This window comes from Streptomyces sp. NPDC053427 (assembly GCF_044544985.1).
In the GTDB taxonomy this organism is placed as follows: Bacteria; Actinomycetota; Actinomycetes; order Streptomycetales; family Streptomycetaceae; genus Streptomyces.
Window position 1 is genome coordinate 291,602 of sequence record NZ_JBITYA010000002.1, and the last position, 22,581, is coordinate 314,182.

Consider the following 22,581-nt stretch of genomic DNA (forward strand, 5'->3'; position numbering starts at 1 on the left):
CTCTTCGTCCTCGACGCCCCTGCCGCCGGGCAGCTCCTCCCGCGCGGACGCCGCCGACGGCGCGGCGTCAGTTCTCGGAGCGCTGTGCGTCGGCGCCGCTGTCGCCCTCCGGGCGGACCGGCTCGCAGAGCACCGTGATGATCTTGTTGCGGCGGCCGGCCGGGGACTCGGCGGTCAGTCGCAGCGCCTTGAGCCCGGGATCGTGGGCGTCGCCGGAGAAGTCGATCTCGGCCGTGGCGCCCGCGATCGGCACCCGCCCCAGGAGCTTGGCGAGCAGTCCGCCGACCGTCTCCACGTCCTCGTCGTCCAGCTCGGCCATGCCGTAGAGCTCGCCGAGGTCGCCGATGTCCAGCCGGGCGGTGACCCGGTAGCGGCCGTCGCCGAGGTCCTCGACGGGCGGCAGCTCGCGGTCGTACTCGTCGGTGATCTCGCCGACGATCTCCTCCAGGATGTCCTCGATGGTGACGATGCCGGCTGTACCGCCGTACTCGTCGATCACCACCGCGACGTGATTGCGGTCCTGCTGCATCTCGCGCAGCAGATCACCGGCGTTCTTGGTGTCCGGCACGAAGACCGCCGGGCGCATCGCCGACGACACCAGCTCGGTCTCCGCGTCCCGGCTGATGTGCACCTTGCGGGCCAGGTCCTTGAGGTAGACGACGCCGACGACGTCGTCCTCGTTCTCGCCGGTCACCGGGATCCGGGAGAAGCCGGAGCGCAGCGCGAGGGTCAGCGCCTGGCGGATGGTCTTGAAACGCTCGACGGACACCAGGTCCGTGCGGGGCACCATCACCTCCCGTACGAGGGTGTCGCCGAGCTGGAAGACGGAGTGCACCATGCGGCGCTCCTCGTCCTCGATCAGCGACTCCTTCTCGGCCAGGTCCACCAGGGAGCGCAGCTCGGCCTCGGAGGCGAACGGGCCCTTGCGGAAGCCCTTTCCGGGGGTGAGGGCGTTGCCGATGAGGATCAGCAGCTGCGGGATGGGGCCCATGATGCGGGCCAGCGGCAGCAGGACGTACGCGGCGGCCGTCGCGGTGTTGAGCGGGTGCTGGCGGCCGATGGTGCGCGGCGAGACGCCGACGGCGACGTACGAGACGAGCACCATCACGGCGATGGCGACGGCCAGCGCCTGCCAGGTCTCCTCGAAGGAGCGCAGGCAGGTGTAGGTGACGAGGACGCCGGCGGCCATCTCGCAGCCGACCCGCACCAGCAGCGCGACGTTCAGATAGCGGGTGGGGTCGGCGGCGACCTGGGCGAGCTTGGCGCTGCCGCGGCGGCCGGAGCGGACGGCTTCCTCGGCGCGGAAGCTCGTCGTACGGGCCAGGCCCGCCTCGGCGCAGGCCGCGAGCCAGGCGATCACGACGAGGAGGACCGCGACCGCGATCAGCTGGGTGGTCATCGTGGACGTCCGGTCAGGACATGGTGGGGGCGGGCGAGGGACCGGTCAGGCCCCGCTCCGCCCGCCAGCCGTCGATGATCGCCGCCTGGAGGCCGAACATCTCGGCCTTCTCGTCCGGCTCCTCATGGTCGTAACCGAGCAGATGCAGCACGCCGTGGACGGTGAGCAGCTGGAGCTCCTCGTCCATGCTGTGGCCGGTCGGGGCCTCCTCGCCCTGCTTCTTGGCGACCTCGGGGCACAGCACGATGTCACCGAGGAGCCCCTGCGGGGGCTCCTCGTCGTCCTTGGCCGGCGGACGCAGTTCGTCCATCGGGAAGGACATGACATCCGTCGGACCCGGCAGGTCCATCCACTGGATGTGGAGCTGCTCCATGGCCTCGGCGTCCACGACGATGACGGACAGCTCGGAGAGCGGGTGGATGCGCATCCGGGCAATGGCATAGCGGGCGACGTCCAGGACGGCCTGCTCGTCGATGTCCGTTCCGGACTCGTTGTTGACGTCGATCGACATGGGAGGTGTTTCGTCTCGCTTCTCGCGCTGAGCGGGTTCGGTGCTGACCGGCCGTGCGGCTACTTGCCGTTCTGGCCGTTGCGGCTGTCGTACTTCTCGTAGGCGTCGACGATACGGCCGACGAGCTTGTGCCGGACCACGTCCTTGCTGGTGAGGAGGGAGAAATGAACGTCCTCGACGCCGTCGAGGATCTCCCGGACCTGGCGCAGACCGCTCTTCGTGCCGCCCGGCAGGTCGACCTGGGTGACGTCACCGGTGATGACGATCTTCGACTCGAAGCCGAGGCGGGTGAGGAACATCTTCATCTGCTCGGGGTTGGTGTTCTGCGCCTCGTCGAGAATGATGAAGGCGTCGTTGAGGGTCCTGCCGCGCATGTAGGCCAGCGGCGCCACCTCGATCGTGCCCGCCGCCATCAGCCGCGGGATCGAATCGGGGTCGAGCATGTCGTGCAGCGCGTCGTAGAGCGGGCGCAGATACGGGTCGATCTTCTCGTAGAGCGTGCCGGGCAGGAAGCCCAGCCGCTCGCCGGCCTCGACCGCGGGGCGGGTCAGGATGATGCGGTTGACCTGCTTGGCCTGCAGCGCCTGGACGGCCTTGGCCATGGCGAGATACGTCTTGCCCGTGCCGGCCGGGCCGATGCCGAAGACGACGGTGTGGTCGTCGATGGCGTCGACATAGCGCTTCTGGTTGAGGGTCTTGGGCCGGATCGTGCGGCCGCGGTTGGACAGGATGTTCTGGGTCAGCACCTCGGCGGGTGTCTCGCCGACCGCGCCCTCGCCGTCCTCCGCCGCGCGCAGCATGGCGATGGAGCGTTCCACAGCGTCCTCCGTCATCGGTTGTCCGGTGCGGAGCACCAGCATCATCTCGTCGAACAGGCGCTGGATGAGGCCCACTTCCCGGGCGTCTCCGACAGCGCTGACTTCGTTGCCCCGGACATGGATGTCGGTCGCCGGGAAGGCCTTTTCGATCACCCGCAGCAGCGAATCACCGGATCCCAGAACCGTCACCATCGGATGCTTGGCCGGAACGGTGAACTGGGCGCTGGCCTGCGGTTGTGTGGGTGTCTGCGTCATGGGCCGGCTCTGCAGCCTGCTCAACCCCCATCCTTTGCTCATTCAGAGGTACCCGCTGCTGGGAACGAGGCGCCTGAGGCCGGACTCTCCTTGGGATACAAGAGTACGACGGTGCACCGACATGCCCGAAGGCTTTTCCCGGGCGGGGGCGGCCGGCCCGGCGCCGCACGGGCGGAGCGGGCGCTCAGGCCGGGCGCCGGAAGCCGATCGTGGGCACCGCACGGGCCAGCGGGGCGGGCCGGTAGGCGGCGGGCAGCACATCGTCCAGGAATCCGTACTGGCGGCGCAGCGCGGCCGGCGCCGCGGCGTCGCACATCCGTACGCCCTGCCACCACGCCGCGATCTCGGCCCAGCCGGGCGCCGAGAGCGAGCCGCCGAATTCCTGCACGGACAGGGCGGCGCTCAGGCCCGCGAAGGCCAGGCGGTCGGTGAGCGGCCAGTCGGCGAGGGTGCCGGTGACGAACCCGGCGACGAAGACGTCTCCGGCGCCGGTGGGGTCCAGCGCCTCCACGGCGATGGCGGGCACCTCGGCGATCTCCCCGGTCCGCCCGTCCGCGGCGCAGGCGCCCTCGGCGCCCAGGGTGACCACCGCGAGCGGGACCCGTTCGGCCAGCTTGCGGGCGGCCGCTCGGGGGCACTGCGTGCGGGTGTAGCGCATCGCCTCCTCGGCATTGGGCAGGAAGGCCTCGCAGTGGTCGAGGTCGGCGAGGTCGGCCGGGTCCCAGCGGCCGCTGTCGTCCCAGCCCACGTCCGCGAAGATCCGGCTGCCGCGGCCGGCCGCGCAGCCCAGCCAGCCCTCCCGACGGCCGGGCACCAGCGAGGCGACGCAGGCGCGGGACGGCGGCGGGCAGCCCGGGGCGTGCGCGCCGTCGAAGGCGGACTCGGGCGGCGGCGCCTCATGGCCGTGCGAGACCATCGTGCGCTCGCCCTCGTAGGCCATGGAGACCGTCACCGGGGAGTGCCAGCCGGGGACCGTACGGGACATCGTCAGGTCGATGCCCTCGCCCTGGGCGAGCGCCTCCCAGCAGTACTCGCCGTACATGTCGTCGCCGAACGCGGCGGCCAGGGAGGTGCGCAGCCCGAGCCGGGCCAGCGCGGTGGCCATGTTGGCGACGCCGCCCGGGCTGGAGCCCATGCCGCGGGCCCAGGACTCGGTGCCGCGGACGGGGGCGGAGTCCAGGCCGGTGAAGATGATGTCCAGGAAGACCGTGCCGGTCAGATAGACGTCGGTGTGCGGATCGCCCGCGTGCCGCACCTCGGCGAGCGGGTCGAGGGCCGTCGGCACGGGAGCCGGGCCCGCAGGCGGTTGGACATCGCGTCGGCCACTGCTCACCGCGCTCGCCCCTCTCATCTCGGCACGTGCCGCCAGTGTGCCTGATGCTGCGGTACGTTCCGCCTCATGAGGCTCACGATTCTCGGCGGAGGCGGTTTCCGGGTGCCGCTGGTCTACCGCGCGCTGCTGGACGACCCGGCACGCTCCGTCTCCGAGGTGACCCTGTACGACACCGACGCGCGGCGGGTGGCGGTGATCGCCGATGTGCTGGCGCGGCTGGCGCAAGGGCGTCCCGATCCGGTGGCCGTCCGCGTCGCCCGCGACCTCGACGACGCCGTGACCGGCGCCGATTTCCTCTTCTCCGCGATACGGGTGGGCGGTACGGCGGGCCGGATCCACGATGAGCGCATCCCGCTGGCCGAGGGGGTGCTGGGACAGGAGACGGTCGGGGCGGGCGGTGTCCTGTACGGCCTGCGGACCATCCCGGTGGCGCTGGGCATCGCCGAACGCGTCGCCGCCCTCGCCCCTCATGCCTGGGTCATCAACTTCACCAACCCGGCGGGCATGGTCACCGAGGCGATGTCGCAGGTGCTGGGCGACCGCGTCATCGGGATCTGCGACTCCCCGGTGGGGCTGGTGCGCCGGGCGGCGCGCGCGGCCGGCGCGGATCCGGGCCGCGTGGGCTACGACTACATCGGCCTCAACCACCTCGGCTGGCTGCGGTCGTTGACGCTCGACGGCACCGAGCTGCTGCCCGGGCTCCTGGAGGACGCGGCCGCGCTCGGCTCGTTCGAGGAAGGACGCCTCTTCGGCGCCGACTGGCTGCACACCCTGGGCGCGCTCCCCAACGAGTATCTGCACTACTACTACTTCCGCCGCGAGACCCTCGCCTCCGTACGGGACACCCCCGAGACCCGCGGCGAGTTCCTCGACCAGCAGCAGGGCGGCTTCTTCGAGCGGGCCGCGGCGGCGGGCGGCCCGCAGGCGGCGTACGAGATGTGGGAGCGGACCCGGCTGGAGCGCGAGGAGACGTACATGGCGCACAGCCGGGAGGCGAGCGGCGGCTGGCAGCGCGACAGTCACGACCTGGAGGGCGGCGGCTACGACCGGGTGGCGCTGGCGCTGATGCACGCCATCGCGGGCGACCGCGGCAGCCGGCTGATCCTCAATGTCCGCAACGGTTCGACGGTGCCGCAGCTGGCGCCGGACGCGATCGTGGAGACGGTCTGCGAGGTGACGTCCAAGGGCGCCCGCCCGCTGCCCTGCGCGCCCTTGCGGGAGGATCAGCTGGGGCTGATGTTGCAGGTCAAGGCGGTGGAGCGGGCGACGGTGGAGGCCGCGACGTTCAAGGACCGGGGCGCGGCGCTGCGGGCGCTGGCGCTGCACCCGCTGGTGGACTCCCCCGCGGTGGCCGCCCGCATCCTGGAGCGGGCGGCCGGGGGCTGGGGCGGGGAGGGGTGAGGGGGTAACGGCGTGCGGGCCGGTTGGGGCGGCGCGTCGGCCATCTGCCGCTTGGGCGGCGCGTTGCATGCCGCTCGGGCGGCGCGTTGCCGAACCGCCGGCTCGGGCGGCGTCCTGCCGATCCGCGGTGAGCCGCGGTGAGCCGCGGGAATACCGCCCCGTCCGCGCCGCGTTGAGGCCCCGTAGGGGGCGCTCGTATCCCCTACGGGATCTGTTCGCCCGCCCCCTAGTGGCCCGCCTGCTAGTGGCCCGCCCCCCGGTGGCCCGCCCGGCCTCAGTGGCCTCTCGTGATCCACTCCTCCAGGTGCGGGGCCTCGTCCCCGATGGTCGTCGGCTCGCCGTGTCCGGTACGGACCTCGGTCCGGGGCGGCAGGGTCAGCAGCCGGTCCCGGATCGATTCGATGATCGTCGGGAAGTGGGAGAAGGACCGTCCGGTGGCCCCGGGGCCGCCCCGGAAGAGGGTGTCGCCGGTGAAGACCGTGCCCAGGTCGGGCGCGTAGAGGCAGACCGCGCCCGGCGCGTGCCCCGGGGTGTGCAGCACCGTCAGATCCGTACCGGCGATGGTGAGTACCTGCCCGTCGGTCAGATAGGCGTCCGGGGCGTGGTCGGCATGGGTCTGCTTCCAGAGCGGCAGGTCGTCGGGGTGCAGATGGATCAGCGCTCCGGTACGGGCGGCCAGCGCCGGAGCGGCATCGATGTGGTCGTTGTGGCCGTGGGTGCAGATGATGGCGCGCAGCGTCCGGCCGCCGAGGGCTTCGAGGATGGCCTCGGCATCGTGTGCCGCGTCGATGACGACCGCCTCGACATCGTCACCGACGATCCACACGTTGTTGTCCACCTCCCACGTGCCGCCGTCCAGCGAGAACGTCCCCGAGGTGACCAGGTGATCGATACGGGCCGTCATCAGAGCATCACCACCGAGCGCAGGACGTCGCCCGCGTGCATCCGCTCGAAGGCCTGCTCGACGTCCTCGATGCCGATGGTCTCGGTGACGAAGGCGCCGAGGTCGATCCGGCCCTGCTGATGCAGGTCGATCAGCATCGGGAAGTCGCGGGAGGGCAGACAGTCGCCGTACCAGGAGGACTTGAGGGCGCCGCCGCGTCCGAAGACGTCCAGGAGGGGAAGTTCCAGGGCCATCTCCGGGGTGGGGACGCCCACCAGGACGACGGTACCGGCGAGATCCCGGGCGTAGAACGCCTGTTTGTACGTCTCCGGACGGCCCACCGCGTCGATGACCACATCCGCGCCGAAGCCGCCGGTCAGCCCGCGGATCGCCTCGACCGGGTCGGTGGAACGGGAGTTGACGGTGTGGGTGGCGCCCATGGACCGGGCCTTCTCCAGCTTCCGGTCGTCGATGTCCACCGCGACGATCTTCGCCGCGCCCGCCAGCCGCGCACCGACGACGGCGGCGTCCCCCACTCCGCCGCAGCCGATGACCGCCACCGAGTCGCCGCGCCCCACCCCGCCGGTGTTGATGGCCGCACCGATGCCCGCCATCACCCCGCAGCCGAGCAGCCCGGCGACGGCCGGTGAGACCTCGGGGTCGACCTTGGTGCACTGCCCGGCGGCGACCAGCGTCTTGTCGGCGAACGCCCCGATGCCCAGCGCCGGGCTCAGCTCGGTGCCGTCCTTCAGGGTCATCTTCTGCGTGGCGTTGTGGGTGTCGAAGCAGTACTGCGGACGCCCGCGCCGGCACGCCCGGCACGCCCCGCACACCGCCCGCCAGTTGAGGACGACGAAGTCCCCCGGCGCCACGTCCGTGACATCCGCCCCGACGGACTCGACCACACCCGCCGCCTCGTGCCCCAGCAGGAACGGGAACTCGTCGTTGATCCCGCCCTGCTTGTAGTGCAGATCGGTGTGGCACACCCCGCACGCCTGGATCTTCACCACGGCCTCACCGGGGCCGGGGTCCGGCACCAGGATCGTCTCCAGCCGGACGGGTTCGTTCTTCCCCGGCGCAATGACGCCGCGCACTTCCTGTGCCATGGAACAGCCCCTTTCAAAGATCACTTACGGGACCACTGTGGCGCACCGCCACTGACCGTGCCACACCGTACGCGGAAGGGGGGTCGTTGGGGAGGATTGGCCGCATCGTCGTCAGCCGGGAAGGACCGCGCGGCGGGGCGGCCGCGCGGCGCGGCGGGCGGCGTGTCCGCCCGCGCGCGGCGGTCTCACCAGCGCGGAACGGCAGGAGTGACCCACTGCGGATCGGCCACCCGCATCGCCGCCGCGTCGTCGCGGGAGCGGTAGGTGCCGTCGTCCTCCAGCCAGCGCCGGTGCAGGGCGGCGAGCCGGTCGCGGTCGAGGGCGACGCCCAGGCCCGGAGCGTCGCCGACGTCCAGACGGCCGTCGCGGAAGGTGAGGCGTTCGGTGAGGACGTCCTCGGCCTGCCAGGGGTAGTGGGTGTCGCAGGCGTGGTCGAGGTTCGGGACGGTCGCCGCGACCTGGGTCATGGCGGCGAGGCTGATGCCCAGGTGGGTGTTGGAGTGCATGGACAGTCCGACGCCGAAGGTGCGGCAGACGGCGGCGAGTTCGCGGGTGCTGCGCAGGCCGCCCCAGTAGTGGTGGTCGCAGAGCAGGACCTGCACGGCGCCGCGGGTGAATGCCTCGGGGATCTCCTCGAAGGTCGTCACGCACATGTTGGTGGCCAGCGGAAGCCGCGTGCCGGCCGCCACCTCCGCCATCTGTGCGGTGCCGCTCGCCGGGTCCTCCAGGTATTCGAGGACGTCGCGCAGCTCGTCCGCCACCTTGAGCGAGGTGTCCACGCTCCAGGCGCTGTTGGGGTCCAGGCGGAGCGGGTGGCCGGGGAACGCGGCGGCGAGCGCCTTGATTGCCGCGATCTCCCGTGCGGGCTCAAAGACGCCGCCCTTGAGCTTGAAGGACGTGAAGCCGTAGCGGTCCGCGAAGCGGCGGGCCTGGGCGACGATGCCGTCCGGGTCGAGCGCCGCGCCCCAGTCGTCGCGTTCGCCGCGGCCGCCCGGGTGGGCGTCCCACCGGTAGAAGAGGTATCCGCTGTACTCGATGCGGTCGCGGACCTTGCCGCCGAGCAGGGCGTGTACGGGCAGTTGGGTGGCGTGTCCCCAGGCGTCCAGGCAGGCCACCTCGAAGCCGGAGAGCACCGAGAGCCGTAGTTTGTCGGCGGTCCGTACGCCGCGCAGCCCGCCGGCGTCAACGGCGTCGGGGCCGGTGGCGGCGGGCGGGTCGCCGCACACCTGGGCGGCCAGCGCGGGCAGTGCGTTCAGGTCCGTGACCGTGCGGCCGACCAGTGCGGTGGCCAGCGGGCGGGCCAGTTCGAGGTATTCGGTGTCGCCGTAGGTCTCGCCGAGTCCGGTGGCGCCGTCCGCCGTCACGACCTCGATGATCAAGCGGGGGGTGTACGGCTGGTGTACACCCTGGGTGTTGAGGAGCGGCGGGTCGGCTACCAGGACCGGGGTGAGCCGGACCTCGGTGAGGGTGAGGCTGTCCATGCGGGGGACTCCTGCACTGTCGAGAGGCGCTTACCTATTCGTTTACATATCTGGTCGACATCCTCATATGCAGTCGGAGAGTAAGGAGCCCCGCGGCGATCGTCAACACCCCCCATTCCGTGAGGCTTTACCAACCATTGAATCTTCGCGCGTAGATACCGAATTGACGGCTCTGTTAGACCTACTCGCAGTGCAATCCGAGCCTGTTCATGTCATCCGAAGGAGCCGCGCATGCCCCGTCCCGTCCTCTCCCGTCGCGCCCGCCTCGGCGCCGCGACGGTCGCCGCCCTGGTCACCGGTACCGCCGTGTTCGGCATCGGCCAGGCGACCGCCGAGCACTCGGTCCCCCGCACCGACAAGGAGATCCCCAACCTCACCCAGGTGCAGGACCGGATCAAGGCGTACTACGGCGACACGGTGACGGCCGACGGCGAGCACTACGCCTCGCCGCACAGCAACTACGCCCGACAGGTCCGCGGCATCGAGACCAGGGCCCGCAGCTATCTGACGAAGGCGCTCGCGAAACCCGCCGACCGGTCCGGCGCGCACGGCAAGCCCGTCGAGCGGACCAGGCCCGCCATCGTCCTGGACATGGACGACACCACCCTGCTCACCTACAACTACGAGCTCCAGGTGGGCTTCCACTTCACCCCGGAGAGCCAGGACAAGTACCTCGCCTCCACCGACATGGACCCGGTCTTCGGCATGAACCGCCTGGTCAACTGGGCGCACGACAAGGGGGCCGAGGTCTTCTTCATCACCGGCCGCAAGGAGGCGCAGCGCGAGTGGAGCGTGCGCAACCTCAAGAACGTCGGCTACGGGGTGCCGCTGGACCGGACGCATGTGTTCCTGAAGAACAAGGAGAACCCGCCCCCCTACCTCCCCTGCGGGGCGGACTGCTCGACCGTCGAGTACAAGTCGGGCACGCGCCGGCACATCGAGTCGCTCGGCTACGACATCGTCGCCAACTTCGGGGACCAGTACAGCGACCTGCAGGGCGGCGCCGGAAACCGGACCTTCAAGCTGCCCAACCCGATGTACTACCTGCCGTAGGCGCCGGCACGCCCGTAGGCGCTCGCAGACGGGCGCAGGCACTCGTAGGCGCTCCGGGAAGAGCCGGCAGCGCCTAGTGCCTCTTGGGGAGCGGCACGCGCATCAGGTCCTGGGCGATGGTGAGTTCGCCGCCGAACCCGGCTGCGCGTGCCTGCCGCTCGAACTCCTCGGGGTCGGAGTAGCGCTGCGAGAAGTGGGTCAGGACGAGATGCCGTACGCCCGCGTCCACGGCCACGCGGGCCGCCTGGCCGACCGTCAGATGGCCATGATCGACGGCCAGTTGGAGGTCCTCGTCCAGGAAAGTCGACTCGATGACGAGCATGTCCACGCCCGCCGCGAGCGCGTGCACGCCCTCGCACAGCCTGGTGTCCATCACGAAGGCGAACTTCTGGCCGGGGCGCAGCTCGCTGACCTCGTCCAGGTGGACGCCGTTGAGCTCGCCGGTCCGCTGCAGCCGGCCGATGTCGGGGCCGGCGATGCCGTGCGCGGCCAGCCGGTCCGGGAGCATCCGCCGGGCATCCGGCTCCACCAGGCGGTAGCCGTAGGACTCGACGGGGTGGGAGAGCTTGCGCGCCTCCAGGACGTAGGACCTCGAACGGTCCAGTTCACCGTCGGCGGCCACCGGGCGCTGCTTGAGCCGGACCGTCTCGCGGTAGGCGGTGGCATACCGCAGCCGGTCGAAGAAGTGCTGGCCACTGGCCGGGTAGTGGGCGGTGACGGGGTGCGGCACCCGGTCGAGGTTGATCCGCTGGATCACCCCGGCCAGGCCCAGCGAGTGGTCACCGTGGAAATGCGTGACACAGATCCGGTTGAGGTCGTGCGCGGCGACCCCGGCGCGCAGCATCTGGCGCTGGGTGCCCTCACCGGGGTCGAAGAGCAGCCCCTGGCCGTCCCAGCGCAGCAGATAGCCGTTGTGGTTGCGGTGCCGGGTGGGGACCTGACTGGCGGTGCCGAGGACGACCAATTCACGTACGGACATGGCTGGTTATCCGGGCGGCCACTGGAGGCCGCGGCCACCGAGGACGTGCAGATGCGCGTGGAAGACGGTCTGGCCGGCGCCGGCACCGGTGTTGAAGACGACCCGGTAGCCCCGGTCCTCGACCTTGTCCTCGGCGGCGACCTCACGGGATTCGCGCAGTATGTCGGCGATGATCTGCGGTTCGGCGGCGGCGAGGGCCGCGGCGTCCGGATAGTGCACCTTGGGGATCACCAGGACGTGGGTCGGGGCCTGGGGGTTGATGTCGCGGAACGCGACGGTGGTCTCGGTCTCCCGGACGATGGTCGCCGGCACCTCCCCCGCCACGATCTTGCAGAACAGGCAGTCGGCCTGCGGTTCTCCCGCCACCGGTGAGCTCCTTAGGGTTCCGCGGCGCGCACCGTGTGCACGCGCCGTACGCACGGTGCGTACGGCCTCGGATGCTACCGGGCCGCGGCCCGATCGCCCGGTCGCGGGGCCCGGGGATCACTAAGCTGGCCCGGCAGATGCTTATCGCCCACAACCGGGAGTTATCCACCATGGCAACCACGCGCACCGCCAAGACCCACTGGGAAGGCAACCTCCTGGAGGGCAAGGGCACCGTCGCCCTGGAGTCCTCCAAGGTCGGTACGTACGACGTGAACTGGCCCGCCCGCGCCGAGCAGCCCAACGGCGTCACCAGCCCCGAGGAGCTGATCGCGGCGGCCCACTCCTCCTGCTACTCCATGGCCTTCTCGCACGGTCTGGCGGGCAAGGGGTACACCGTCGCCGCGCTCGACACCCAGGCCGATGTCACCTTCCAGCCGGGTGAGGGCATCACCGGCATCGTGCTGACCGTCAGGGCCAGCGTCCCGGGGCTGTCCGAGGAGGACTTCCAGGCGGCGGCCCAGGACGCCAAGGCCAACTGCCCGGTGAGCCAGGCGCTGGCGGGGGTCAAGAACATCACGCTGGATGCGCAGCTGGTCTGATGCGACCGGCCTGACGCCTCGTGAGGTGAGAGGAACGGCGGCGCGCCGACCGGGCCCTGAGGGGCGGTCGGCGCGCCGCCGCGCTGTCCGCGGGAGCTGTCCACGGGCGTTGTCAGTGGGGCATGTCACGATCGTTTGCGTACCGACCGTCGGGTACCGCCCGCGGCTCGGCCGCCGCCCCACGAAGGGATCAGCCCCGTGACCGACGACCCCCACTTCGCGCTCCGCCTGGCGCTGCGCCTCGCCGACCCGGCCACCGCCGACGCGCTCGCCGAGCGGCTGCAGCCGGAGCTGTCGGCCCTCCTCGCCGACCGGTTCGGGCTGCCGGCGGAAATGATCGAGGAGCTGCTGGGGGCGGACCCTGTGCAGATGCGGGCCGCGCTGACCATAGCCCCCGAGGAATGGCTCCTGGGGGCGGCCGAGCTCGGCGATCCGCAGACCGGTGCGGCCCTGTGGCATGCCGTGTACCGCAACGACTCGGGGTACCAGGAGCCGGCGGCGGAGATACCCGGTCTGCTGGCGACGCTCCTGGGTGCCGCCGACCTTTCGGACCCGCGCTGGTACGAGGACGGCGGGCTGTTCGACGCCCTGCACGACGTGACCGGGGGTCCCGCGCTCGTCACCGTACTGACCAGCGGGTTCCTCGGGGTGACGCTCGGCTCCGTCGCCCAGTTCGGCAAGCACCTCCCGCCGCCGGCCGCCGTGGACGCCTGCCTCGACTTCCAGGAGATCTGGGGCGCCGAGGCGCTCACGCGCTTTCTCGACCTGCTCGAGGACGTGCCGGATCTCAACACGGGACATCCGTGGCTGCCGGGGCTGTTGCGGCGGGCCGTCGAGGCGCCCGATGCGGCGGCCTTCCTCAGGGAGCACCGGCCCGCCGGGTGGACCGATCCGGCACATCTGCACGCGCTGCTGGAACTCCGCTACGGCCACCGCCTCCCGGCCGAGCCCGACGGCCTCGACTGGGAGCTGATCCGGCGCGAGCACGAGCGGCTTCCCCTCGACCAGGACGACCCCCGGTACACCAACGGGCTGCTCCGGCTGGTCAAGTGGGAGGGCTGCCCCGCCGACCTGGTGATGGAGAGCTTCGGCAAGGACCCCTACAACACCGCGGAGTACGCCTTCAAGCTGCCCTTCGAGGCGCTCACCAGCCCCGTGAGCCACCCCTACTCGGTCTTCACCCACAGCCTCGAGCACAACATCCGTACGGCTCGGCTGTCCGTGGACCGCGTCCTGGCCGAGGTGACACCGGCAGAGGGGGTGCTGTGGCATCTGCCGGACGACCACGAACCGACCCGCAAGGCGCTGTCCGGCCTGGTCGCCCGGCTCGGCACCAACCCCGTGAACTGGCTGACCTGCTATGCGCGGATGGAGCGCGCCACCCGCAGCAGCGTCGCCGGACTGATCGTCGATGCCGCCTCGACGGACAGCCGGAAGAAGCGCTACACCAGCTGGCCGCAGCCGGAGGACGCGGCGTTCCCGACCGTCTTCGCCGACAGCTCCCGGCGCAGGTTCCTGAAGCTGCTCCTCTGCGCCTCCGAGGAGGCCCAGAAGGCCGTCGTCCCGTACCTCGACGCGCTGGCCGTCCAGGATCTCCTGGTACACGAGGACCCCTCCCCGGCGCTCCGCGAGGCGGTCGTGGCCGCCCACGGCCTCCCGGCCCTGGTGGCGATGGCCTCGCCGGGCTCCCGCTTCCCCGGCCTCCTCTCCGCCGAAAAGCTGGCGTACCTCCTGGATCTCGACGAACCGGCGGTGGACGCCCAGCTCTTCCGCTACGCCGACCTCGACCAAGCCGAGCGGGAGCGGATGCTGGCCGGCCGGCTGCGGAGCGGTGGCAGCCGCCCGCTCCCGGAGGAGCTGACAGCGGTGCTGGGCCTCACGGAGGATCCCCAGCGGCTGAGGGCCGCGCTGGAACTCGGCCACCCTCGCGTGGTCCGCGACGTGCTCGGCCGGCGGCAGCCGCAGGTCCCGGCGACCCGGCTGCGGCTGCTGGTCGCCCTCTGGGAGCGCAGCGGACCGGACGCCGTACGGGACATCCTGGCCATGGACCGCCTCCCCCTCACCCTGCGCCGCACGACCGAGAAGCTGCTGGACGCGCCCGACGGGCTGGAGCGGCTGCGCGCCCAGTTCGCCGAGGAGGCGGCGCCGGACCGGCTGCTGGCGTATCTCACCAGGTCGGCGCGCCACCCCGAGAAGCAGCTGGGCCGGCTCCTGAGCGAGGGCCTGGAGCCGCCCTGGTCCGCGCTGGTGGCGGCGCAGCGCACCGGCACGCTCCCCGTGGGCCTCATGGCTGCGCTGCTCGAGCTTCCGGACTGTCCGCGCGCACTGCTGCTGACGGCGCTGGGCACCGTTGCCGAGTCCGGGGCGAAATGGCTCGATGACGCCCTCGCGCGCGGCACGCTCACCCCCGAGGACATCCTGCTGCACGCGGCCCCCGCCCACGCCGCCCTCGGCCTGCTGCGACGCCACGCCCGCGGCGGGCCCGGCGCGCCGGGCCGGCTGCCGGTCCGGCGCGCCGCGGCCCTGACCCGCGAGCATCTGGCCACGGACGTCGCAGCGTGGGCCGCCTGCCTGCGGCTGCTGCCGACGTTCACCGGGACGCTGCCCGAACTCCTCGCGACGGCGGGACGGTGAGGCGCCCTCGCGCCTGAAGGGCCGTGCCACGGCGGCCGTTGAGGGCGCACGCCGCATTGTCAGTGGTCCATGTCACGATCGGTTACGTACGACGATCGGCACCACCGGTTGCGTACCGACCGCTCCGCGAAGGGACCCGCCCAGGTGACCGCCGACCCGCCCCCGTACCTCCGTCACGCGCTGCAACTCGCCGACCCGGCCACCGCCGACGCGCTCGCCGAGCGGCTGCGGCCGGAGCTGCTGGCCGTCCTCGCCGACCGGTTCGGGCTGCCGGAGGAGCTGGTGGAGGTGCTGGCCGGACCGGACGCCGCCGGGCTGCGGGCCGCACTGACCGCGGATCCCGGGGCGTTCCTGACCGCGGCGGCGGAGAGGGGCGATCCGGTGGTCGGGCTTGCGCTGTGGAGGGCGGAGTTCCGCGACGCCTCGGGGCGGAAGCTGCGCGCGACGGAGGCGATCCCGAGCCTGCTGGCGGCCGTCCTGCACGCCGCCGATCCCCTGGACCGGCGCTGGTACGACGAGGACGACGGCCTGATCCCGGTCCTCTACGAAGAGGCCGTCGGCCCCGTTCTCGTCCCCGCGCTGACCAGCCGGTTCCCCGGTCTGGTCACCGGCTCCGTCGCCCAGCTCGGTCCGCACCTCCCGCCACCGGTCGTCCTGGACGCCTTCATCGGCCTGGTGGAGTTCTGGGGCGCGGACGCGCTCGTGCGCTTCCTCTCCCTCGCCGAGGAGATGCCGGAACTGGCCGGCCTCGGACACCCCTGGCTGCCGGGCCTGTTGCGCCAGGCCCTCGACGCCCCCGACCCGGAGTCCTTCCTCAGGGAGCACCGGCCCGCCGGGGAGTGGACCGACCCGGAGCATGTGCGGGTGCTGCTGGAGCTCCGTTACGGCGACGGGCCCTCGGTGCGGCCCGACGGCCTCGACTGGGACCTGATCCGGCGCGAGCACGACCGTCTGCCCCTCGGGCACGATCCTCGCCGCGCCCCGGACCTGCCGCAACGCGTCCGGCTGCTCCGGCTCGTCCAGTGGGAGGGCTGCCCCGCCGACCTGGTGAGGGAGAGCTTCCGGGAAGTGCCCCGCGAGACCGCGCGGTTCGCCGCCGAGCTGCCCTTCGAGGCGCTCCTCCACCCCGAGCTGCGGATGCACCGGACCGACCTCCGGGACGTCCTCGAACGCGGCATCGCCGAGGGCCGCCTGCCCGTGGACCGGGTCCTGACCGAGGTGGCGCCCGCGGAGACGGTGCTCAACGCCCTGCCGTACGGCCATGAACCGACCCGCAAGGCCCTGGCCGGTCTGCTCACCCGGCTCGGCACGGACCCCGTCAACTGGCTGACGTGCTACGCCCGGACGGGGCGCGCCCACGGCAGCGTCGCCGAGCTGATCGCGGACGCCGCCTCGACGACCACCGGCGGGAAGCGCTGCTCCGCCTGGCCACGGCCGGCACCGGCGCAGTTCCCGGCCGGCCCGCCCCAGGACGCCAGGCGGGCGTTCCTGGGCATGTTCCGGTGCGCCTCGCCGGAAGCCCAGAGAGCGGTCGTCCCGTACTTGGACGCGCGGGCGGTGCAGCATCTCCTCGTCCATGGAGACCCGTCCCCGGAGATCCGCGACGCGGTGGTGGCCGCCCACGGCCTCCCGGCACAGGTGGCGATGGCCGCCGCGTACGACCTCTCGGCGGAGAAGCTGGAGTACCTCCTGGATCTCGACGAACCCGCGGTGGACGCCCAGCTGTTCCGCTACGCCGACCTCGACCGGGCCGAGCGGGAGCGGATGCTGGCCGGCCGGCTGCGCGGCGGCGGCATCCGCGCGGTCCCGCCGGAACTGCTCGCGACGGTGGAGGAGATCAGCGTCAGCCACCACCGCCCCTGGCTCATGGCCGGTCTGGAGTCCGGCGATCCCGGCGTGGCCCGCGCGCTCGTCGGCCGGCTGCGGCTGCACGTACCGGCCACCCGGCTGCGGCTGCTGGTCGCCGTATGGGAGCGCGGCGGCCCGGACGCCGTCCGCGAGATCCTGGCCATGGACCGCCTCCCCCTCACCCTCCGCCGCCGGACGGAGAAACTGCTGGACGCCCCCGACGGCCCGGACCGGATACGGGCCCTGCTCGCCGCCGAGGAGTCACCGGACCGGCTCGCGGCATTCCTCATGAGGGCGGGCAGCCGACCCGGCGAGCGGCTGCACCGGTTGCGCAGCGAGGGCCTGGAGCCGCCCTGGCCGGCGCTGGTCGCGGCGCGGGAGGCCGGGACGCTCCCCGACGGCCTGCTGGATGCGCTGGCGGACCACCCCGGCTGCCCGCGCGCACTGCTGCTGGCGGCGCCGGCGAACCTCCGCGGGGCCGGGACCGACCGGCTCCACGACGCCCTCCTGAGCGGGAGGCTCACCCCCGAGGACGTCCTGACCCGCGCGGCCCCCGCCCACGCCGCCCTCGACCGTCTGCGACGGTACGCCGCCGACCGGTCCGCCCTGCGGGGCCTGCACGCGGTCCGCGGCCGCGCCAGGGCCCTGACCCGCGAGCATCTGGCCACCGATGCCGAGGCCTGGGCCGTGGCCCTTCAGCTGCTGCCGACGTTCGCCGGGACGCTTCCCGAACTCCTCGCGACGGCCGGGGCGATGACGCGCGTTCACCACTGAAGTCCCCTGCGGTGGCGGTCCGTTCGGTGCTGCGGCGGCGTTGTCAGTGGTCGATGTCACGATCGATCACGTACCGGGCGACACTCGCTCACCCCGCCCCGTGAAGGGACCCGCCCCATGCACCACAGCCCGCGCCCCGCGCTCTGCCTCGCGCTGGACCTCGCCGACCCGGCCACCGCCGACGCGCTCGCCGAGCGGCTGCGGCCGGAGCTGCTGACCGTCCTCGCCGACCGGTTCGGGCTGCCGGAGGAGATGATCGAGGAGCTGCTGGGGGCGGACCCTGTGCAGATGCGGGCCGCGCTGACCACAGCCCCCGAGGAATGGCTCCTGGGGGCGGCCGAGCTGGGCGATCCGGTGGTCGGGCGGGCGCTGTGGGATGCGTGGTACCGCGACGGGTCGGGGAACCGGTCGCGCGCGATGGAGGAGATCCCGGGCCTCCTGGCCGCCGTGCTGTACGCCGCCGACCTCGGTGATCCACGCTGGCACGACGACGACGGCCTCGTCCCGCTCCTTTACCGGCAGCCCGAAGGCCCGGGACTGGTCGCCATCCTGACCAGCGGGTTCCCCGGGCTGACCGCCGGCACCCTCGCCGGATGCGCGCCGTATCTCCCGCCGGCGGTCGTGGTGGACGCCTGCCTCGCCCTCTTGGAGGTCTGGGGCAGCACGGAGCCGTTCGCACAGTTCCTTCGCCTGCTCGAGGAGACGCCGGCCCTGGATCGTGGGCATCCCTGGCTGCCGGATCTGTTGCGCCGGGCCATCGGGGCCGCCGATCCGGCGGCCTTCCTCGAAGCGCACCGGCCCGCCGGGGAGTGGGAGGACCCGGCGCACCTCCATGCGCTGATGAAGCTCCGCTACAGCAGTACGCTCCCGGTCGAGCCCGAGGGCCTCGACTGGGACGTACTCCGGCGCGAGCACCGGCGACTGCCCATCGGCCTGACGCCCGGCGCCCGTCACGGCACCCGGGTGTGCAGGCTCATCGAGTGGGCGGGCTGCCCCGCCGACCTGGTGATGGAGAGCTTCCGCGAAGATCCCCGCGAGACCGCATGGAACGCCGCCGAGCTGCCCTTCGAGGCCTTTACGGAGCCCCGCGGGCGCGCTGTCCACCTGGGCACCGCTTTCAAGCGCGGCATCCGCGAGGGCCGGCTGCCCGTGGACCGAGTGCTGGCCGAGGTGGCTCCGGCGGTGAAGGTGCTGGGGGCGCTGCCGTACGACCACGAACCGACCCGCACGGCCCTCACCGCTCTGCTGGCCCCGCTCGGCACGGATCCCGTCAACTGGCTGACCTGCTATGCCCGGATGGGGCGTGCGCCCCGTAGCAGCGTCGCCGAGCTGATCGCGGCGGTCGCCGGTCCCGGCGCGCGTACGAAGCGCTGCGTCGGCTGGCCACGGCCGCGCGAGGCCGAGTTCCCGCCCCGCCCTTCCGAGCACTCCCGGGCCGCTTTCGTCGGCATGCTCCGGTGCGCCTCGCCGGAGGCCCAGATCGCCGTCGTCCCGTACTTCGACGCGCTCGCCGTCCAGCACTTCCTGCTGGAGTGCGACCCGTCCCCGGCGGTCCTCGACGCGGTGGTGGCCGCCCACGGCCTCCCGGCCTGCATCGCCGTGATCGCCGGGCGCCTCGACGACGCCAAGCGGGCATACCTCCTGGATCTCGACGAACCCTCGGTGGACGCCGAGCTGTTCCGCCGGCGCTCGCTCGACCGGGCCGAGCAGGAGCGGCTGCTGGCCGGACGGCTGCGCGGCGGCGGCACCCGCCCGGTCCCCCAGGAGCTGCTGGCGGCAGTGGACGACCTGCGCGTCAGCGAGGACCGCGACCTGCTGACGGCCGGTGTGACATCCGGCGACCTGAACGTGGCCCGCCGGGTCGTGGAACGGGTACGGCTGCAGGTACCCGCCACCCGGCTGCGGCTGCTGGTCGCCGTATGGGAGCGCGGCGGCCCGGACGCCGTCCGCGAGATCCTCGCCATGGACCGCCTCCCCCTCACCCTCCGCCGCCGGACGGAGAAACTGCTGGACACCCCCGACGGCCTCGACCGGATACGGGCCCTGCTCGCCGACGAGGAGTCACCCGACCGGCTCGCGGCATACCTCATGAGGGCGAGCAGCCGACCCGAGAAGCGGCTGAGGCTGTTCCTCGGCGAGGGATTCCGTACGCCCTGGCCCGCCCTGCTGGCGGCGCACCGCGCCGCGCCGCTCACTGCGGACCTGGTGGCGGCGCTCGTGGAACTTCCGGACTGCCCCCGGGAACTGCTGCTGGCGGGCCTGGGCAGCGCTTCCGCCGACTGGACGTCCTGGTTCGACTGGGTCGCCCCCGCCCTGGCGCGCGGGACGCTCACCCCCGATGATCTGCTGACCCGTTCGGACCCCGCCGAGCTGGCCCTCGACCTCCTGCAGCGCTGGGCGAGGGACCGGAGCTTCGAAGGGGAGGACGTCCAGCGCTTCCGGGACGACGCGCTGGCCCTCACCCGGGAGCACCTGGGCACGGACACCGACGCCTGGACCGTGGCCCTTCATCTGTTGCCGACGTTCGCGGGGACCGTGCCCGAACTCCTCGCGACGGCCGGGGCGATGACGCGCGTGCAGGCGTGACGCCGGAGGCCGCCGCGGGGTGCCGGCCCCGTGCCCGGCGTTGTCAGTGGTCCGTGCCACGATCGGCTGTGTACCGGTGCTGAGACGGCGTCGCCCGCCGGCCGCGCACCGTCCGCTTCTGGAAAGGACCCGTCCGGATGTCCGACAGCACGCCGCCGTACCTCTGCCACGCGTTGCGACTCGCCGACCCGGCCACCGCCGACGCGCTCGCGGAGCGGATGCGTCCGGAGGTGCTGGCAGCCCTCGCCGACCGGCTCGGGCTGCCGGAGGACGCGGTGGAGACGATGACGCGGTGGGAATCCTCGGGTCGCCGGCGTGCGATGACCGAGGACGTCGGGGAGTTCCTGCTGCGCGCGGTCGGGACCGGCGACCCGGAGATCGCCCGGGTGCTGTACGTCGAGCGGTACCGCCGGGTCCCCTGGGTCCTGTCGGCGATCCTCGCCGCCGCCGACCCCGCGGACGCGCGCTGGTACGCCGAGAACGGGCTCGTCCCGTGCGTGCTGAAGGACGCCGACGGCCTCGCGCTCGAACCTGCATTGCGCGGCCCGTTCCCCGAGCTGGTCCGGCATGCCGTCGTCCGACTGGGCCGGGAGCTTCCGCTGCCCGTCGTGCTCGACGCCTGCCGCCACCTCGCCGGTCTGAGCGGGGCCGCCGGGATCGAGAAGCTGGCCGATGGCGTCGAGGCGTCGGGGGACGAGCTCTGCCACCCGGGGCTGGCCGAGCTGCTGCGGGCCGCCGCCGCGGCACCGGACCCGGCGGGCCGTATCCGGGAGAGCCGGCCGGCCGGCGAGTGGACGGACCCGGCACATGCGCTCGCGCTGCTGCGGGTGCGTCTCGGGGAGCGGGAGGTCGAGCAGCCCGCCGGTCTCGGCTGGGATCTGATACGGCGGGAGCACGACCGGCGGCCCCTCGCGACGTGGTCCGCCCGGGAGCAGCGGTATGTGCCCTGCTTGTCCGTCCTCGTCGGCTGGGAGGGCTGCCCGGACGCGTTGATCATGGAGAGCTTCCGGGACCGCCCCGGGGTGGTCGCCGGCACGGGTGCCCCGCTGCCCTTCGAGGCGGTGGCCGGTCTGTGGAACGACCCCCGTTGGCGGCACCCCGGCGAACTGGTCAGGCCCGGCATTCGTGCCGGCCGGCTCCCCGTCGACCGTGTGCTGAACGAACTGACACCGGCCCGCGAAGTGCTGGACATGCTGCCGTACGACCATGAACCGACCCGGAAGGCCGTGGCCGATCTGCTCGCCCCGCTCGGCACGGACCCGGTCAACTGGCTGACGTTCTACGCCCGGATGGGGCGTGCCGACGGCACGGCCGTCGACCTGGTCGCCGACGCCGTCTCGACCACCTCCCGCAAGAAGCGCAACACCACCTGGCCGCGCCGCCTGGACGCGGTGTTCCCGGTCACCGCCCCCGGGGAATCCCGCGCTCCCTTCCTCCAAGTCCTCCAGTGCGTTTCCGAGGCGGCGCAACTCGCGCTCGTCCCCCATCTGGACGCGCGCGCCGTGCAGCACTTCCTGGTGTACGGCGACCCCGCCCCGGCCGTCCGGGAGGCGATCGTGGCCGCACACGGTGTGCCGGCCCTCGCCTCCTGCGCGTCCAGCCGTCGGCTGCCCGCCGCGGAGGTCGAGCGCCTCCTCGACCTCGACGAACCGGCCGTCGACGCCAACGTGTTCCTGCACTGCTCCATCGACCAGCCGGAGCGGGAGCGGCTGCTCGCGGGGCGGCTGCGCGGCGGCGGTACCCGCGCCGCAGTCCCCCAGGAACTGCTGGACGCGCTCGACGAGATCAACCTCGGCCATTACCGTCACTGGGTCATCGCGGGGCTGGAGTCCGGCGACCTCGGTGTGGCCCGTAAGGTCGTCGGCCGCCTCAGGCTCCAGGTACCGGCCGCCCGGCTGCGGCTGCTGATCGCCGTATGGGAGCGCGGCGGCCCGGACGCCGTCCGCGAGATCCTGGCCATGGACCGCCTCCCGGCGACCCTCCGCCGCCGGACGGAGAAACTGCTGGACGCCCCCGACGGCCTGGAGCGGATGCGGGCCCTGCTCGCCGACGAGGAGTCACCGGTCGCGCTGACAGGCCAGCCGTTCCAGAAGCTCCTCGGCGACGGGATCCCGATCCCCTGGCCCGCGATGGCCGACGCGCTGCGTGACGGCCGGCTGCCGGACGGCGCCGCGAGAACCCTGTCGGCGGTCGCGGGCTGCCCCCGCGAGATCCAGGTGGCGGCCCTGCGCACCACGCCGGTGCCGCAACTGCCGCGCCACCGCCGCAGCGACACCTGGCCCCAGAAGGCCCTCGCACACGGCACGCTCACCGTCGAGGACGTCCTGACCCACGCCGCCCCCGCCAGGGCGGCCCTGGACCACCTCGTCCACGCCGTCACCTCATCGCCGCCGAGCCCGGACCGTCAGGCCCTGCGTGCCCTGATCACCGCCCTCACCGAAGACCACCTGGGCGGCAACGTCGAGGCCTGGGCCGTCTGTCTCCAGCTGCTGCCGACCTTCGCCGGCACCCTCACCGAGCTGATATCCACCGCCGGGGCGGTGGCCCAGGCGTAA

The 22,581-nt window shown here is 72.7% G+C and carries 16 protein-coding genes; 7 read left to right on the forward strand and 9 right to left on the reverse strand.

Features of this window, described 5'->3' with window-relative positions; all coding sequences use genetic code 11:
- Nucleotides 1–67: 67 nt before the first annotated feature.
- The 4 genes from ACIGWZ_RS06075 to ACIGWZ_RS06090 all read right to left on the reverse strand — a co-directional run bounded on the left by ACIGWZ_RS06075 (nucleotide 68) and on the right by ACIGWZ_RS06090 (nucleotide 4,316).
- Entirely contained in the window at nucleotides 68–1,399 is a 1,332-nt protein-coding gene (locus tag ACIGWZ_RS06075) for a hemolysin family protein (protein ID WP_400061303.1), read from the reverse strand.
- A 13-nt stretch (nucleotides 1,400–1,412) separates the two neighbouring features.
- Nucleotides 1,413–1,910 (reverse strand): rRNA maturation RNase YbeY, encoded by a 498-nt coding sequence (gene ybeY, locus ACIGWZ_RS06080; RefSeq protein ID WP_400061305.1) that lies wholly within the window; start codon nucleotides 1,908–1,910, stop codon nucleotides 1,413–1,415.
- A 59-nt stretch (nucleotides 1,911–1,969) separates the two neighbouring features.
- Nucleotides 1,970–2,983: a PhoH family protein gene (locus ACIGWZ_RS06085; RefSeq protein ID WP_400061307.1), complete on the reverse strand. Its 1,014-nt coding sequence runs from the start codon at nucleotides 2,981–2,983 to the stop codon at nucleotides 1,970–1,972.
- Between the two features lie 184 nt (nucleotides 2,984–3,167).
- Nucleotides 3,168–4,316 carry a carbohydrate kinase family protein gene (locus tag ACIGWZ_RS06090; protein WP_400061309.1) on the reverse strand — a complete coding sequence of 383 codons (1,149 nt, stop codon included), beginning with the start codon at nucleotides 4,314–4,316 and terminating at the stop codon, nucleotides 3,168–3,170.
- A 66-nt stretch (nucleotides 4,317–4,382) separates the two neighbouring features.
- Here ACIGWZ_RS06090 and ACIGWZ_RS06095 point away from each other — a divergent pair, with 66 nt between their 5' ends.
- A complete protein-coding gene (locus ACIGWZ_RS06095) occupies nucleotides 4,383–5,717 on the forward strand; it encodes a 6-phospho-beta-glucosidase (protein ID WP_400061311.1) in 1,335 nt (444 codons plus the stop codon).
- 274 nt (nucleotides 5,718–5,991) lie between these two features.
- Here the strand turns inward: ACIGWZ_RS06095 and ACIGWZ_RS06100 are convergent, their stop codons facing one another.
- The 3 genes from ACIGWZ_RS06100 to ACIGWZ_RS06110 all read right to left on the reverse strand — a co-directional run bounded on the left by ACIGWZ_RS06100 (nucleotide 5,992) and on the right by ACIGWZ_RS06110 (nucleotide 9,187).
- A complete protein-coding gene (locus ACIGWZ_RS06100; protein WP_400061313.1) occupies nucleotides 5,992–6,621 on the reverse strand; it encodes an MBL fold metallo-hydrolase in 630 nt (209 codons plus the stop codon).
- Nucleotides 6,621–7,706 carry an S-(hydroxymethyl)mycothiol dehydrogenase gene (locus ACIGWZ_RS06105; protein WP_400061315.1) on the reverse strand — a complete coding sequence of 362 codons (1,086 nt, stop codon included), beginning with the start codon at nucleotides 7,704–7,706 and terminating at the stop codon, nucleotides 6,621–6,623. Before ACIGWZ_RS06105 ends, ACIGWZ_RS06100 begins: the two co-directional genes overlap by 1 nt.
- 185 nt (nucleotides 7,707–7,891) lie before the next feature.
- Nucleotides 7,892–9,187, reverse strand: a complete 1,296-nt coding sequence (locus ACIGWZ_RS06110) for a glucarate dehydratase family protein (protein WP_400061317.1) — start codon at nucleotides 9,185–9,187, stop codon at nucleotides 7,892–7,894.
- A 231-nt stretch (nucleotides 9,188–9,418) separates the two neighbouring features.
- On the opposite strand from ACIGWZ_RS06110, the gene ACIGWZ_RS06115 reads away from it, so the two are divergent.
- Nucleotides 9,419–10,240, forward strand: coding sequence for an HAD family acid phosphatase (locus ACIGWZ_RS06115; protein WP_400061319.1), 822 nt, complete (start codon nucleotides 9,419–9,421; stop codon nucleotides 10,238–10,240).
- Nucleotides 10,241–10,313: 73 nt separating this feature from the next.
- Here ACIGWZ_RS06115 and ACIGWZ_RS06120 read toward each other — a convergent pair whose 3' ends face one another.
- Nucleotides 10,314–11,219 carry a ribonuclease Z gene (locus ACIGWZ_RS06120; protein WP_400061321.1) on the reverse strand — a complete coding sequence of 302 codons (906 nt, stop codon included), beginning with the start codon at nucleotides 11,217–11,219 and terminating at the stop codon, nucleotides 10,314–10,316.
- A 6-nt stretch (nucleotides 11,220–11,225) separates the two neighbouring features.
- Entirely contained in the window at nucleotides 11,226–11,585 is a 360-nt protein-coding gene (locus tag ACIGWZ_RS06125) for a histidine triad nucleotide-binding protein (protein ID WP_400061323.1), read from the reverse strand.
- Nucleotides 11,586–11,755: 170 nt separating this feature from the next.
- Here ACIGWZ_RS06125 and ACIGWZ_RS06130 point away from each other — a divergent pair, with 170 nt between their 5' ends.
- From ACIGWZ_RS06130 to ACIGWZ_RS06150, 5 genes are all read left to right on the forward strand, one after another.
- Entirely contained in the window at nucleotides 11,756–12,184 is a 429-nt protein-coding gene (locus ACIGWZ_RS06130) for an OsmC family protein (protein WP_400061325.1), read from the forward strand.
- 198 nt (nucleotides 12,185–12,382) lie between these two features.
- Nucleotides 12,383–14,818, forward strand: a complete 2,436-nt coding sequence (locus ACIGWZ_RS06135; protein WP_400061327.1) for a hypothetical protein — start codon at nucleotides 12,383–12,385, stop codon at nucleotides 14,816–14,818.
- Nucleotides 14,819–14,887: 69 nt separating this feature from the next.
- Complete coding sequence (locus tag ACIGWZ_RS06140; protein WP_400061329.1) at nucleotides 14,888–17,440, forward strand: hypothetical protein; 2,553 nt, start codon at nucleotides 14,888–14,890, stop codon at nucleotides 17,438–17,440.
- Nucleotides 17,441–17,557: 117 nt separating this feature from the next.
- Nucleotides 17,558–20,026: a hypothetical protein gene (locus ACIGWZ_RS06145; protein WP_400061332.1), complete on the forward strand. Its 2,469-nt coding sequence runs from the start codon at nucleotides 17,558–17,560 to the stop codon at nucleotides 20,024–20,026.
- A gap of 137 nt (nucleotides 20,027–20,163) precedes the next feature.
- Nucleotides 20,164–22,581 (forward strand): hypothetical protein, encoded by a 2,418-nt coding sequence (locus tag ACIGWZ_RS06150; RefSeq protein WP_400061334.1) that lies wholly within the window; start codon nucleotides 20,164–20,166, stop codon nucleotides 22,579–22,581.